The following is a 14,543-nucleotide window of genomic DNA, read 5'->3' as shown; positions in this document are numbered from 1 at the left end:
TCAGTAAAGACTTAAGGAACTCTTACTTTTTAAGCTAACGAGCCCAAAAACACAAAAAAGTTTACAATGAAACTATTTAACCTCAGGTTTGGGTAAGGGTTTTGGAATAGAAAATGTTTTGAAAACAAACTTACGTATATTCCAATGATGATATTTTATTCAATATCAAGGCGCTTTTATGCAGTAATAGCGGGCTATTACAAATGAAAGCAACGCCGACAGTGAGAAAAATGGCTTTATTGAGCAAATTCGCTTATCCAGAGCTGAGGTTATTTATACTTGCCTCTATTACCTTATTGCTTAGTGTTCAGGCGTTTTCCTCAGTAAAATCATCGAGTTCTAGTACGGTAACAACGGTGATTACATATTCACAACATGGTGGTGGAGATGTCGTTTTTAAAATTAGTAACTCGGAAATCAGTTGTGCTGATGGCTATTGGCTTAAAAAAACAGACCCTGGCTTTGAGGCTAATTTAGGTGTACTTTTATCCGCTTACCATTCAAACTCACCCATGATTGCTCGTGGCCATGATGATCACATCTGGACAGGTTCTACGGGGAAATACTGTTTACTTTATTCAATTGAGCTAATCTGACGATTGTTCGTCGAGTACGTAACTCATCAGCAATACGCCATTTAAAATAGCTTTGATGCGCTTAAAGGCTGTGAATCCAAAGATAAGCTATCGTGAGTTAGATAGATCAAGTATTTCTAAAGATACTTTTAAGTCTAAGATCTCATGCGAAAATTCCGTTAAATCTCCCGCTATTTTAACCGTTTTAAGGGCCCTATTTCATTGCTTTTTAATGCATTGAAGCTGTAAGATTTTGAAGGCGTAGCCCTATATTCTTTTACTGTTTAATTATTTGTTATATCAATTTCATTTTATAAAGCACGCTTAATCACAATCAAATTGTGGCCAATCCGCAATGTAATCTTCGAAATCTGACTCTATGTTCACGATATTATCTTTCGTGACTCTGCCCTTGGCGCTGATCCCCGCTTGGTGCATTTTGGTTTTATCTCCTTCATTAAGCAGAGGATGCCAACTTGCAAGACCTCTACCTTCATACAAACGGCGATAGCTGCAGCTTTGTGGCATAAAAAATATGTCTTTGAGGTTTTCTTTTGTCAACTTTACACAAGATGGCACAAGCTGCTGTCTTTGTTCGTAGCGTGTGCAACCACAAGTATGCTCATCAATATACTGACACACTAAGCTCGTATAAATAAGCTCTTCACCTTCTCTTAGAAAGTCAGTACTTTCAAATTCATCATCTTCATCACTATCAATGAAAGAGTGTAAACAACATTTCCCACACCCATCACAGATAGATTCCCATTGCTGCTGTGTCATATTTTCAAGGCTTGTTGAAAGCCAAAGCGGTCTTTTAGTCACGTATACACTACTTCTGATTGCCCCAAGCCGCGATTTTACGCAACATCAGCCGTTTAAGCAAAAGTTCAAAATAATATTTTTGAACTTTTGCTTTTTAAGTAGCTAGTCGCTATTTTTGATTCGTAACCCATGCCTTGATTTTTTTCTCAAGTAACACCATAGGCAACGCACCATCGATCAATAACTGACGATGAAATGCTTTAATATCAAACCGTTCACCTAATTCTTTATGAGCGTGCGCTCGAAGCTCTTGAATTTTAAACTGCCCTATTTTATAGGATACAGCTTGGCCAGGCCACGCGATATAACGCTCCACTTCAGCAATAACATCACTTTTTGCCATCGATGAGTTATTAATCATAAATTCGATTGCTTGTTCACGGGTCCATTTTTTGGCATGTAAGCCGGTATCAACAACTAAGCGCATCGCTCTTAATTGTTCATCAACTAACCGGCCATACCACATTAGAGGATCAGTAAATAACCCGAGTTCTTTCCCTAAGCTTTCAGCATATAAGGCCCACCCTTCAGAAAAAACAGTATATCCCCCAAACTTTCTAAATAACGGTAAGTCTTTGATCTCTTGTTGTAAGGCAATTTGAAAATGATGCCCTGGTGCGGCTTCATGAATTGACAATGTTTCAACTAAAAACTTAGGTTGTGCTTTTAAATTGTGTGTATTTATATAAAAGACACCGGGTCGGGAGCCATCAGGAGCAGGGCTTGCGTATGAAGCGCCAGCGGCTGATTGTGCTCTATATGCTTCAACAGCTTTTACGACATAATCTGCTTTAGGCTGTACATCAAATAACAAAGGAACTTTGGCGTCAATTCTACGTTTCGCATCTTCATAAGCTGCGATTAAGTCTTGCGAAGAATCAAAGTAAAATTCGTCGCTCTCCCTTAAATGAATGAAAAATTCTTGCAAATCTCCCTGAAACTGTACTTGCTCTTTAACCCAGTTCATTTCATTACGAATTCGTTGAACTTCGTTTAGACCTGTTTGGTGTATTTCATCCGCACTTAGTGAAAGTGTCGTATGTTGTTCTATTTGATATTCATACCATGCATTGCCATTTGGTATAGCGCTTATCCCAACAGAGCTGCGACTATTCGGTATATACTCTTCTTCTAAAAAGCGTGCCATTTTTGTATACGCAGGTACAAGTGATCGCTCAATCATAATCCGATAGCTTGAACGTAAATTTGCAACTTCTGCTTCTTTAAAGGATTCTGGTAACTTTTTGATTGGTTTCCAAAAAATAGAGTCTTCTGCTTTATTTACGATATGTGCTTTGAATTGCGGCAAGAGCTTTTCACTTAACACTTGCGGTAATACAACATCATTTTTAATACCTAACCGCATATTATCAATGATGCCATCAAGCCAAATAAAATACTGTTCAGCTCTAGAAAGAAAATTCATATAATCACTGACTGTATTAAAAGGCTGTGCACTCGCACCTGAACCCAAACTTGCAAACGTATTATGCGCCCCCGTCATTTGGTTAATTGGCATCATATAAGACGGAAATTCCGTTCCTCTTAATGAAAAGGCCAAATCACGTGACAATACATCATAACTCAGCAGGCTTTGCCCAGATAACTGGTTCTTATCAATCATTGACAGTTGTGTTTGATATTTTTTTAAGAATTCGATATATGCTTGTCGAGTATCTTCCGTACTCGGCTTGTTAAACTGACCATTGTATTGGGTATAGCCAATAAATGTACCGCTTACAGGTCTTAGTGATATTGATTCATCAAAGTAACTTTTGGCAATCAATGCCATACTCTCATTTGCAGAGCGAAGCTTTTGAATTTTAGTTGTGCTTTCTACTGAGTTACTAGACTCAAGTAACTGGCAACCGCTTGCCATAAGTCCAATAGTTATTGCAATTGAAACGTTTTTAAACATTACTATCATTACCTTATCACTTTATTAGAAGTGTCCGATTCTGACAGAGAACATCTAACTAAACCATAACTTATCGGAATTCAGTCATGAAACACATTAAAGTCATCACATACAAACCAAATACCAAGTCATTCCCCCCATAAATAAAGCACCCGATGTAAGTGATCAATAAAGTAGGGATCTCGCTAAGTAATGAATGCTGTATTTGATGTACGAGTACGTGGAGTTTTACCCTGTAAAGGAAACCGACTTATACATTATGATCGGTTAATATGACTTATAGGTTACGCTGCCGAAGCGATTCTGCGTGGTAATATCAGTTCAATGCACAAGCCACCTAGTAAGCTATTGTGAGAACCGATTTTACCATGATGCGCTTCTATTATTTTTTTACACATTGCCAAGCCCATCCCCTTACCTCCAAGCATCGCACTGCGAGATGCTTCTTGGCGATAAAGCGGTTGGAAAAGCTGCTGGTGAGCTTCATAGGTCAACGGTGTTCCTGAGTCCTCTATTCTGATGATAATACCATCAACCTGCTCAACAAAGCTCAATTCCACTTCGACATTTCTACCACCAAAACGCAATGCATTTTTTACCACCTCAATAATGACTTTTTTTAATGCTGAGGAGTCAAAGCTCAAGCTGTCGATAGAATTAAGGTGATTATGCAACGTCAAACTTTGATGACGCATATCGACTAAATGCTGACACTCTTGATGGACTTCATTAATAAAAGGCCCCAAGGAAACCGACTCAACCTTCAATAACTTATGCATATCCCCCTTACTTGTGACAAGCATCAATGAATTTATAAATTGATTTAACTCATCAATTTTATCCATCAGTTTAGTATATGAATCATGAACGTTATCAACAATATTGTGCTGCAATGACTCCACCTGAATTTTCATAACCGTAAGAGGTGTTCTTAATTCATGAGATAGATCCGTAAACAGTTGCGCTTCATGTTTCTTGATGTCTTGTTTTTGCTGCTCAGATGTACGCTTTTCAAATGCAACAGTCTGATTGAGCGAATTAACTTGGTTTTGTAACTGAAATACAAGCTGCTTTTGAACTGACTTATGCTGAATTGCCATGGCAACCGTAAACAAAGAAACCTCAACTAAATAGCCTATTTTAATGTAACTGGCAATTTCAAAGACATCGAATACGTTGCCATAGCTCGCACCCATTATCGTTAATACATTAAGAAACAATACATGATTGAATAGGCTCAATGAAAAAACGCGGATCCCTGGGGCTTGTTGCTTTAGCGCCCAAATACATGTGTACACAAACAATGGAATAATAAATGTACTTGTTAACAAGTTGTAGTACACCGTTTCAATATAGAGCGCTACGGGCACCAGCAGGCAATACACAGTAATAGCAATGATATATATACTGTTCAGTAATGAATGGTGATGCTGTAACTGTAAAAAGCCGCGTACGAATAACAAATGGAATATTGGCACAATGGCCATTAACGCAATTGAAAATTGACCTGCAAAGAGTCCATTTTGAGGCCAAAGATATTGATATGAAAACCCTGCCATATCGACTACGATAGCTAAAAACAATAGAGTCCAAATAGCATAAAATACATTTGTCATATTCAAATTAAATGACAAATTAACAACGACAATCAGTAAAATTGCTGCAATCACCCCAACTAATGCTGCGTTAGTCAACAAACTCGATTGTGATGTATTCAAGTAATGTTCAGCGCTATGAATACGGATATTGGCTGGTGCATTGGCAAATGTTTGGTAACTGACATATAGCGTTTTGGTTTCCCCTGAGGTCAGTTCTATGGGGATATAGGTTTGTGGGTCTAACACCGGCCGTTCATAAAAAGAACTACCTTCAGTCAGCTTATATAAAGGCGCATCATCCGGTGTATCTTCCCAATACACCATAAGTCTTGGTAAGCGTGCAAATCCAAATGAGAGATACCATAATGCCGTATCTGAATCATTGACTATTGTGACTTTAAGCCACCGATCGTACTGCTGGTTATGGGGTTTTTTTTGTTCTAAATTGAAAGGAGATAACAACTGCGGTTGATCAATAAATTGTTGTTTCGACGTAATGATCTCAGAAAAATCGTTATAATGAAGCGCACTGGGTTTTACAGAATAGACTACTTGTTTATTGGTGAGTGTTAATTTAACATCCTGAGCAAACAAATTTGTACACATTAGCAACAGGAGTAGATTTACTAGCTTCATTGTAGTCACAATTCTCTCTTTGATTAACAATAGCTTAATCTTAAAAAATGTAGAGAATATGGAGAAGCATTCTCATTTAACGCACTTGCAATTTCCGGCTCCCCTCCTTTGCAGCTTTGTAAAGTAATGTAAATAGGTATAGTGTATCCTCTGTAACCAAACTGTATATTAAGGTATTTAATATCAATACCTTAAATTTAAAACTCGCACTTTCATTAGAGCTATTGTAATGAATTTATCAGTACTTTTTGCCATTCGCCGAATTTCTAATCACACTGAAATATTTCTGTAATATTTCAATGTTCTAATCACCTCGAAATAAAAACGTCATATTAGCCTAATTAATGAGCTAGACATACACTTGAGACTATACAATGAGTGAATCAAACCAAAATTCGTTATTTTCAAAAGCTACCAATTGGGCAGCAATCGCATTTCTAGTCTATTTAGTACTCGTTGCGGTAGGAACAGTCAGTGGTGGATTTAAACTTGCTTCAGGCGGTAGCGCTGGTGCAAAAGAAATATTTGAATTTGCAACTAACCCATTTGTTGCTTTGCTCCTTGGCGCATTAGCCACCGCACTTGTGCAATCATCCTCTACGGTAACATCCGTCATTGTTGGCTTGGTAGCCGGTGGTTTACCAATTAGTATCGCTATACCTATGGTCATGGGTGCAAACATTGGCACAACCATAACAAACACACTAGTTTCAATCGGCCATATTCGCTCAAAAGAAGAGTTTCAGCGCGCCTTTGCTGCCTCCACGGTACACGACTTTTTTAACTTACTGGCAGTCGCTATATTCCTACCTTTAGAAATTATGTTTGGCATGTTACAAAAACTTGCTGAAAGTCTATCTCATTTATTTGTCGGCGATGCTGATTTATCCCTTAAAAGTTATAACTTTATAAAACCTCTTGTTAAACCTGCGGTTAATGTAATTAAAGACGCCGTGAGCTTTCTCGATGGTAAAGCCATTGGTATTGCAATGGTCGTCATTGGTATTGCCCTGATCCTATTTGCTGTAACCACGTTAGGGAAATTGCTTAAAAAAGCGTTAGTTGGCACTGCAAAAGAATTACTACACAGTGCGATTGGTCGCGGTCCTGTCGCGGGTATCACCTCAGGTGCTGCGGTGACTATTATGGTTCAATCATCTTCTACAACAACGAGTTTAATGATCCCATTAGCTGGTAGTGGCGTGTTTAATACACGACAAATCTATCCTTTCACATTAGGTGCCAATATAGGAACAACCATCACTGCATTGCTTGCTGCAACCTCTATTTCGGGAGCTGCTGCCGAGGTTGCCTTAACTATTGCCCTAGTACACGTGATGTTTAATATATTTGCGGTAGCGCTAATATATGGGATCCCAACCTTACGTGAGTTGCCACTGATTATGGCAGAAAAGCTCGCTAAAATAGGCGCTAACAACAAACCAGCCGCGCTTGGATACGTTTTAGGTTCCTTCTTTATCGTACCTGGACTCATTATGATGGCAGTTCGCTAAAACAATCAATTGTTAATAAGCCAGCACTATGCTGGCTTTTTTCATATTGGTTTGCACATTGCAAACTTAACCGCGTCTCCCTGTTATACATAAAGCTAACCTTCTAATTAATATAAGCTTTATTTTGATCATTTGTTGGTATATTAACTGCTTTAAAAACATATCACTCTTGTTTCTGTAGGACCCTGATATGTCACAATTAAGCGTTAAGTTTAACCTAGAACATGCAAAAGCGACTCTGTCAGAGTCATTTTATGATATTGACGTGACATACAATGGCGACGCTCATGCTGTTGTTCAAATGAAAAATGAGTGTGGTCACTTATTGATTTGGGGCGATGTCGCACAGCAGGCGCGCGACCGAGAAATTTGGCATGGCGTTCAACAAAATCAACAACCGACCGTAGCCGGCAGAAGTTGGCTATTTATAAATTTACTGAGTCGAACTATTTACGCTGGTGCAGATCTATACGGCCTATTTCCAGTGTTTCTTTATCAAGATACTGACAACATTATCGTTTCATCAAGCCGTCAAGCCTTAGTGGAAATGTTAGGTCGCCCCATTGCTTTAAATTCTAATGCGATGCGATGTATGCTGACTTTTGGTCAACTCTTTAATGAAATGAGCATTTTGGAAAATACTCACCACATCAGCGCAAGTTCAACATTTTCCTTATCGTTATCTTCTGAGCGACTGTTCAAGCTTAAAACAGCGACTTTAAGTGAAGCAGCTAGTCGCACGACAAACTTTAGTGACGCTGTAGAAGCCGTTGTAGAATCTGTCAGATCAAGCATTAACAACTGTCAAAACCCAATGCTTTCCCTTTCTGGCGGTCTTGACTCTCGGCTTATTCTTGCTTGTTGCGAAGCTTTGAATATGAAACTGCCTGCTTTATGCTACGGTAATAAGCACAGTGCAGATGCAAAAATTGCTGCTGAACTTGCAAGTATTTGTAATATCGAACTTTTTACCAGCTCAGATCTGGCGGGAAATGTCACAATTGAAAATAGTAAACGGATTGCGCTGGCCGGACAAGGAGAAGTCCCAATCCACCATGCACATGCATTAATTGATGCTTCTCTTGTCGCCGCCACAAAAAACCACACGTTACTGACGGGTACAGGTGCAGAAACATATCGAGCTTTTTACTATGACCGAGGAATGCCTGGTTTTTCAGCTTTCGGTCTGAAATGCCTAAACCGTTTAACAATGCCAAGAGTTGAGCGCTACATCACCGAAGAATATGGAAAAACAGCCCGTACGGCTTTTGAATTATTTCCTGAATACGCTGAACAATTACAGGCGCAAGTACGTGAATTACTCCAAGCATTGAATGACAATAGCTATAGTGCAGCACAATTTGCCGATAACTTCTATTTGAAAGTTCGGGCTGCAAGAATGGTTGTTGCAGGTCAACAGTTACTAGATGAAGACTACAATCGAACCCACCCATTTTTGTCCCCAGAGGTCGTATCTGCGATAGGCTCGTTGCCAGCGAGCTTTAAAGTCAGTAGTGCATTTCATCGAAAAGCGATTTGTAAATTATCGCCAAAGCTCGGCGCCATAAACTGGGATAAAACGTCAAAACCACTAAATAAAGGACTCACGTTATTTCAACGCTACCCAGGCCTTGCGTCTCGGTTTGGCTTTGGTCATTTTTTTGGCAAAAGTTCAATACCTATGTTTGAGTATCAATATAATCAAGACACAGCTAACAACTTAGAGGCCGTGTTAAAATATATAGGTATCAACGAGGAGAAGAATATTCAATCTTGTTATTCAGAAATGGAAAAATCCGGCACTTTAGCGCATGCACTTGGGTTAACAGCTGTTTGGCAACACTTATTGATGAATTGATATTTTAAAGTAGCGCCCTGAATAACAAGGCGCTCACTTCTTAGAAGTAGTCACCTAAGTAACAACAGCACATTGAGCTTACCTGTTAGGCCCAAACCGCCCTTAACGCCAATAACTTGTGATTAAATTGAATGTGCTCCAAAGTCACAGACCTTCAATTTAATCCAACTCCACCTGAACTAATTACTAGGATATCTCTGGCTATCGCCATTTCAAAGTCAAATCAGGACAATAATATAGCACTCCTTTTAGATGCTTATTAAGCTTCATATCAAACTCACTAATATTTTTATTCAATTTAAAACAAAAGGTTACAGCATCTATAAAACAACTTATCAATCTTGTTATTATTTGATTAAAATATCCTCATTAAAAGCTTGATCCAAATCAAATGTCCCTATATATTAAAGTTTCAATAATTACTGAAAGTTTAATAACTATGATTTTATCTCCTAAAATAGAAAATTTCGTGCTTCATTGCGGTGAAATGGGTAGTCGCTGGGGCTTCAATCGGACAATTGGGCAAATGGTTGGGCTACTCGTCATTCATGAGAAACCACTTACAGCTAATGAAATTGCTGAAGCACTAAAAATCAGCCGTGGCAACGTCAGTATGGGGATCAAAGAGTTGCAGTCTTGGCAACTTGTCAAAGTTCATCATATTCCAGGGGACCGTAAAGAGTACTATTCACCTAACGGGTCTATTTGGGACCTTGCAAACAAAGTATTTGAAGAACGTCGAAAAAGAGAAATAGATCCAACACTTACTCTATTAAGAGGCCAAATTTTAGATAACGCCAACACACCCGAAGAGGAGTATGCCCAAGACCAAATGCAATCTATTCATGACCTTTTGGAAACCGTCACTAAATGGTCAGCTGAACTCCAACGCTTATCACCTGAACAACTTCAATCTTTAATGAAATTAGGTTCATCTGTCAGTAAAGTCATTGATTTAAAAGATAAGCTTCTTAGAAAGTCGTAAAAAGCAGAGGTGCGTCATGCTTGATACATTATTATTATCCCGGATCCAGTTCGCAACAAACATTAGTTTTCACATTCTATTTCCTACCATAACCATAGCGCTTGGGTGGTTTTTGGTATTTTTTAAAATACGATATGATTTGACCCAACACCCCGTCTGGCTAAGAGCCTACCGTTTTTGGGTCAAGATATTTGCCCTAACCTTTGCGCTTGGTGTAGTCAGTGGCATTACCATGTCATTTCAATTTGGTACAAACTGGCCTGGCTTTATGGAAAAAGTCGGTAACATTGCTGGCCCATTATTAGGCTATGAAGTTCTAACCGCATTTTTCATGGAAGCCACATTTTTGGGCATCATGCTCTTTGGAATGAAGCGTGTTTCCCCTAAAGTTCATACCCTATCCACAATTGTTGTCGCCGTCGGTACTACTATTTCAGCATTTTGGATACTGTCATTGAACTCCTGGATGCAGACTCCGGCAGGATTTGAATTACGTGATGGCATTGTGTATCCAACAGACTGGTTTGCGGTCATTTTTAATCCTTCATTTCCCTACCGATTCTTCCACATGCTGTTGGCGAGTGGCTTAACGGCTTCCTTCCTAATTGCTGGCGTAAGTAGTTATAGATTGCTCAAAAAGGATGACAAGCATGCACCACAAGTCACATTAAAAGTTGCGTTGACAGTTGCAGCCATACTTGCGCCATTACAAGTTTTTGTGGGTGACCTCCATGGATTGAATACACTTGAACACCAGCCACAAAAAGTCGCAGCAATGGAAGGTGCTTGGGAAACTGAAAAAGGCCTCCCATTAGTGTTATTCGCTATTCCCAATGAACACACACGTAGTAATGATTTTGCCATCGAAATACCCAAAGCGGCTAGCTTAATTTTAACCCATGACTTAGAAGGAGAAATCAAGGGCCTAAATGAATTTCAAGGCGAACACCCGCCCGTTAAACCCGTATTTTTTGGCTTTAGAATAATGGTTGGCATTGGTATGCTAATGATCATTGTTGCGTATTTTAGTCGGTTTACTTTATGGCGAAATAAAAAACTAAACAGTTGGCAATTAAAATTACTCGTGTATATGAGTTTCTCTGGCTGGATAGCAACACTTGCTGGATGGTATGTAACAGAAATAGGCCGTCAACCCTACCTAGTCTCTGGCATTCTCACCGTTGAAGAAGCGGTAACATTAGTGCCATCGAGCAACGTTGCTATTTCTCTTGCCGCGTATTTATTGACTTACCTTGTTTTGCTCGTCGTTTATATTAAAACACTATTTTATACGGCCGACAAAGCCGTTCAAGTCGAAGAGTATGACTACTCAACAATGCCGGAGGTAAGCAATGCTTAGTCCTGAAATGTTATCTTATATCTATGCTTCCTTAATGGCACTGTCTATTTTGGTTTATGCTATTTTAGACGGTTATGACTTAGGCGTAGGTATTCTATTACCAATAAAACATGATGAACATGCAAATACCATGATCGCCTCTATTGGGCCTTTTTGGGATGCCAACGAAACCTGGCTTGTGCTTGCTGTTGGCCTTGCCCTTATCGCTTTCCCGGCAGCACATAGTATTATCCTCCAAGCTTTGTATCTGCCTGTCACAATCATGCTCATTGGCTTAATACTGCGTGGTGTCGCATTCGATTTTAGGGCGAAAGCGAAAACCAAAAGAAAACAGCTATGGGATACTATTTTCAAAGCTGGATCGATCATTAGTGCGTTTATGCAAGGCTTTATGCTTGGTTTATATGTCATGTCATTTGAGATAACGGTCGTATCATTTACATTTGCCATGCTTAGTGGTGCTGGCGTTGTCGCCGCCTATACATTAATTGGATCCGCATGGTTAATATTAAAAACGGAAGGTGAACTACAATTAAAGGCTATTCAGTGGTGCAAAACAGCAGGACGGATCACCTTTTTGGGTGTCATCGCGGTTTCTATCATTAACCCCTTAATAAACAATGATGTATATACTCGTTGGTTCGAGTCTAACCTATTTACCTTACTCCTTTGTGTACCACTGTTATGCTTAAGTTTGTTCTTTATTCAAGATAAAACACTCAAACGGTTAGTACTAACCCCAACTAAAAGAGCTTGGCAACCATTTATCATTTCGGCTTGCATTTTTGGGCTGTGCTTTTTTGGCTTAACATACAGCTTCTATCCCTTTGTTGTTCCGGGACAACTCACCATATTTGAAGCCGTTGCAGCACCTGAATCACTTAACTTTTTGTTGTATGGCGTCGCAATCGTCGTACCTACCATAATAACTTACACGATTTTTTCATATCGTGTTTTTTGGGGGAAAGTACAGCCTCTTTCATACTACTAATTATTCACGTAGAGATATATTTAGCGCAAACAAAAAGGCAACCTGTTGGAGGGCTGCCTTTTTTATCTATTCCCCTACTAAATCTTAGGGTAAGCAATTCTATCTGATAAGTAACCTACACTTGTTGCGAAATAATAGGAACGATTCCAGTGCATCAGTGCTTTATAATTATCATATGCCAGATACATTCTGCCATTGATATCATCAGGCATGACAAGAGCTGCTGTAATATCTACTAAAGGTAGATTTGTACCATCTGCTTTTCGCAACCCCAGTGATTGCCACTTAGCAAGCGAACGTTCCGAATCCTTCCAATATTCTAGCCATTGTTTACGTGTCTTAGTTCCACGCTTTAGAACATACTCACTATTCAGCCCTTTAGGAAGTTTCACTTGACGCCCCCAAGTTAAATCGTCGTTCCAGCCAGCTTGTTTTAAATAATTCGCGATTGAGGCAAATGCGTCGAGTTCTGTTGTCCAGATGTCTTTTCGTCCGTCTTTATCATAATCAACTGCATATGCATTAAAAGAGGTCGGCATAAACTGAGTTTGACCCATCGCACCAGCCCAAGAGCCCTTAAACTTCTCTAATGAGATATGTCCGTTTTTTAATATATCTAATGCAGCCCATAACTGACGTTTATATAATGCTTCTCGGCGCCCATCAAACGCCAATGTGACAAGTGAGCTAATTACTGAATAACCCCCTTGAATGCGGCCAAAGTTACTTTCTAGTCCCCATAAAGCGACGATAAAACGAGCCTGAACACCGAATTCTTGTGCTATTTTCTCAAGTTCTACTTGATGCTTTTTATACAATTTTCTGGCGCGGTCTATTTTCCACTGCGGCACACGTTTAGGTAAATACGTTTCTAATGTTTCTACTACTTCAGGTTGATTTTTATCCGCCTTAATCACCTTCTTTTTAAACTTTGCCGTAGCGAAGGCTTCGTCAATCAAAGATTGCTCATAACCCTTTTGCTGCGCTTCTTGTTTTAGGGCATTGACATACAGATCAAACTTCTCTTGTGTGTTAGCATAACTGGTTGTTGATAAAACAACTGATGCCAATAATAGTGAAATTGTCTTAATCACTTTCTACTCCGTTGTGAGCCTTAAACTGATCCAGTAAGTTTTCTTCTGGTGGTGGTATTTGCAAGTAAAAACCATCTTCACTTAACTTTTCCTTAACCAATACTATATCAGCGATGCCTAATTTTTCACGTTTTGATAAGTCAAACATCATGACATACTTAGGTAGCCCAAACATATCCATCAATGCTTCAGGGATCTTGCTAAAATCGTCACGTTTCTCTATATAAAGATAGGTATCGGCTTTTTTTGAACTTTTATATACAGCAGTAAGCATTATACACCCATAATTTCTTGCTTATGTCTAATCAGCACTATACCATGACAGACAGTATATTTGGAAAGTTTTGCGACGCTTAGACGTATTAAATACGGGGCCAAACAATAATACTATTATAAAGTAACACATAGGTCCGTTTGTAAAAGATCTACAAAACTCTAACGTGTTCCCTTTGGACTTTCTTGAATTTGTATAGTTATTAGAGCGCTTATGTCAGATCAAATATTTGAGTTAAAAGGAAACTTATTTACTCTTTCTGTTTTACACTTGTTCTCCGTTGACATTGCACGATTACGAAGTGAACTGGATGAAAAGATTTCCCAAGCACCAAAATTCTTTTTTGGTGCCCCCATAGTTGTCAATCTTGCTGAAATCCAAGAGGTAGAGGTTGACTTTGCATTACTGAAAACTACCCTGTCTGATCTACAGCTGAATCCTGTTGGTGTATGTAACGGTACTGAACAACAGCATAATCAAGCTAAATCAGCCAAACTGTCAGTATTGAACTATAGTAAAGATATAAAACCAACTACTCCAACTCAAACAGCGACTGAAGTCGTAGAAAAGCAAATTTATTTGCCCGCACAAATCGTTCAGGCAACTGTTCGCTCTGGACAACAAATTTATGCGAAAGACAGAGACTTAATTGTATTAGGCTCTGTGAGTCATGGTGCAGAAGTTATTGCCGACGGTAATATACATATTTATGGCACTCTGCGTGGCAGAGCCATTGCAGGAGCGCAAGGGTACGAGGAAGCAAGTATATATTGTCAACGCCTTGAGGCAGAACTCGTGTCAATAAATGGCAGTTACTGGATCAGTGATTCACTCCAAGGTGAACATTGGGGCAACCCTGCTCAAATAAAACAAATTAATGATTCATTAGAAATTACCGCTTTGGTCAAAGGATAA

General features: G+C 39.1%; 12 protein-coding genes. 7 read left to right on the top strand and 5 right to left on the bottom strand.

Annotation, left to right across the window (positions count from 1 at the left end; translation table 11 throughout):
* Positions 1-203 precede the first annotated feature (203 nt).
* Positions 204-596, top strand: coding sequence for a hypothetical protein (locus PAUR_RS18850; RefSeq protein ID WP_192509279.1), 393 nt, complete (start codon positions 204-206; stop codon positions 594-596).
* Positions 597-899: 303 nt separating this feature from the next.
* Here the strand turns inward: PAUR_RS18850 and PAUR_RS18845 are convergent, their stop codons facing one another.
* From PAUR_RS18845 to PAUR_RS18835, 3 genes are all read right to left on the bottom strand, one after another.
* A complete protein-coding gene (locus PAUR_RS18845; protein WP_192509278.1) occupies positions 900-1,400 on the bottom strand; it encodes a YcgN family cysteine cluster protein in 501 nt (166 codons plus the stop codon).
* 109 nt (positions 1,401-1,509) lie between these two features.
* Positions 1,510-3,318, bottom strand: a complete 1,809-nt coding sequence (locus PAUR_RS18840; RefSeq protein ID WP_225738515.1) for a DUF885 domain-containing protein — start codon at positions 3,316-3,318, stop codon at positions 1,510-1,512.
* A 284-nt stretch (positions 3,319-3,602) separates the two neighbouring features.
* Entirely contained in the window at positions 3,603-5,552 is a 1,950-nt protein-coding gene (locus PAUR_RS18835) for a sensor histidine kinase (protein WP_225738566.1), read from the bottom strand.
* A gap of 374 nt (positions 5,553-5,926) precedes the next feature.
* Here PAUR_RS18835 and PAUR_RS18830 point away from each other — a divergent pair, with 374 nt between their 5' ends.
* The 5 genes from PAUR_RS18830 to cydB all read left to right on the top strand — a co-directional run bounded on the left by PAUR_RS18830 (position 5,927) and on the right by cydB (position 12,260).
* The gene (locus PAUR_RS18830; RefSeq protein ID WP_192509275.1) at positions 5,927-7,066 is read left to right on the top strand and encodes a Na/Pi symporter; all 1,140 of its coding nucleotides are present in this window, start codon (positions 5,927-5,929) and stop codon (positions 7,064-7,066) included.
* 190 nt (positions 7,067-7,256) lie between these two features.
* On the top strand, positions 7,257-8,924 hold the full coding sequence (locus PAUR_RS18825) for an asparagine synthetase B family protein (protein ID WP_192509274.1): 1,668 nt from the start codon (positions 7,257-7,259) through the stop codon (positions 8,922-8,924).
* A 439-nt stretch (positions 8,925-9,363) separates the two neighbouring features.
* On the top strand, positions 9,364-9,909 hold the full coding sequence (locus PAUR_RS18820; RefSeq protein WP_192509273.1) for a GbsR/MarR family transcriptional regulator: 546 nt from the start codon (positions 9,364-9,366) through the stop codon (positions 9,907-9,909).
* Positions 9,910-9,925: 16 nt separating this feature from the next.
* Positions 9,926-11,269 (top strand): cytochrome ubiquinol oxidase subunit I, encoded by a 1,344-nt coding sequence (locus tag PAUR_RS18815; protein WP_192509272.1) that lies wholly within the window; start codon positions 9,926-9,928, stop codon positions 11,267-11,269.
* A complete protein-coding gene (gene cydB / locus PAUR_RS18810) occupies positions 11,262-12,260 on the top strand; it encodes a cytochrome d ubiquinol oxidase subunit II (RefSeq protein ID WP_192509271.1) in 999 nt (332 codons plus the stop codon). The genes PAUR_RS18815 and cydB overlap by 8 nt, the downstream gene beginning before the upstream one ends.
* Before the next feature lie 77 nt (positions 12,261-12,337).
* On the opposite strand, the gene PAUR_RS18805 is transcribed toward cydB, so the two are convergent.
* Entirely contained in the window at positions 12,338-13,354 is a 1,017-nt protein-coding gene (locus PAUR_RS18805; RefSeq protein WP_192509270.1) for a lytic murein transglycosylase, read from the bottom strand.
* Positions 13,347-13,628: a YcgL domain-containing protein gene (locus PAUR_RS18800; RefSeq protein ID WP_192509269.1), complete on the bottom strand. Its 282-nt coding sequence runs from the start codon at positions 13,626-13,628 to the stop codon at positions 13,347-13,349. The genes PAUR_RS18805 and PAUR_RS18800 overlap by 8 nt, the downstream gene beginning before the upstream one ends.
* Before the next feature lie 213 nt (positions 13,629-13,841).
* Here PAUR_RS18800 and minC point away from each other — a divergent pair, with 213 nt between their 5' ends.
* Complete coding sequence (gene minC, locus PAUR_RS18795) at positions 13,842-14,543, top strand: septum site-determining protein MinC (RefSeq protein ID WP_192509268.1); 702 nt, start codon at positions 13,842-13,844, stop codon at positions 14,541-14,543.

It is taken from the genome of Pseudoalteromonas aurantia 208 (assembly GCF_014858725.1).
In the GTDB taxonomy this organism is placed as follows: Bacteria; Pseudomonadota; Gammaproteobacteria; order Enterobacterales; family Alteromonadaceae; genus Pseudoalteromonas; species Pseudoalteromonas aurantia.
This window is presented reverse-complemented; position numbering and strand designations above follow the sequence as displayed.

Bases quoted from the DNA above. Each gene is read 5' to 3' on its own strand.
- PAUR_RS18850 (WP_192509279.1), top strand. From the start codon at position 204: ATGAAAGCAACGCCGACAGTGAGAAAAATGGCTTTATTGAGCAAATTC.
- PAUR_RS18840 (WP_225738515.1), bottom strand. From the start codon at position 3,318: ATGTTTAAAAACGTTTCAATTGCAATAACTATTGGACTTATGGCAAGC.
- PAUR_RS18835 (WP_225738566.1), bottom strand. From the start codon at position 5,552: ATGAAGCTAGTAAATCTACTCCTGTTGCTAATGTGTACAAATTTGTTT.
- PAUR_RS18830 (WP_192509275.1), top strand. From the start codon at position 5,927: ATGAGTGAATCAAACCAAAATTCGTTATTTTCAAAAGCTACCAATTGG.
- PAUR_RS18825 (WP_192509274.1), top strand. From the start codon at position 7,257: ATGTCACAATTAAGCGTTAAGTTTAACCTAGAACATGCAAAAGCGACT.
- PAUR_RS18820 (WP_192509273.1), top strand. From the start codon at position 9,364: ATGATTTTATCTCCTAAAATAGAAAATTTCGTGCTTCATTGCGGTGAA.
- PAUR_RS18815 (WP_192509272.1), top strand. From the start codon at position 9,926: ATGCTTGATACATTATTATTATCCCGGATCCAGTTCGCAACAAACATT.
- cydB (WP_192509271.1), top strand. From the start codon at position 11,262: ATGCTTAGTCCTGAAATGTTATCTTATATCTATGCTTCCTTAATGGCA.
- PAUR_RS18800 (WP_192509269.1), bottom strand. From the start codon at position 13,628: ATGCTTACTGCTGTATATAAAAGTTCAAAAAAAGCCGATACCTATCTT.
- minC (WP_192509268.1), top strand. From the start codon at position 13,842: ATGTCAGATCAAATATTTGAGTTAAAAGGAAACTTATTTACTCTTTCT.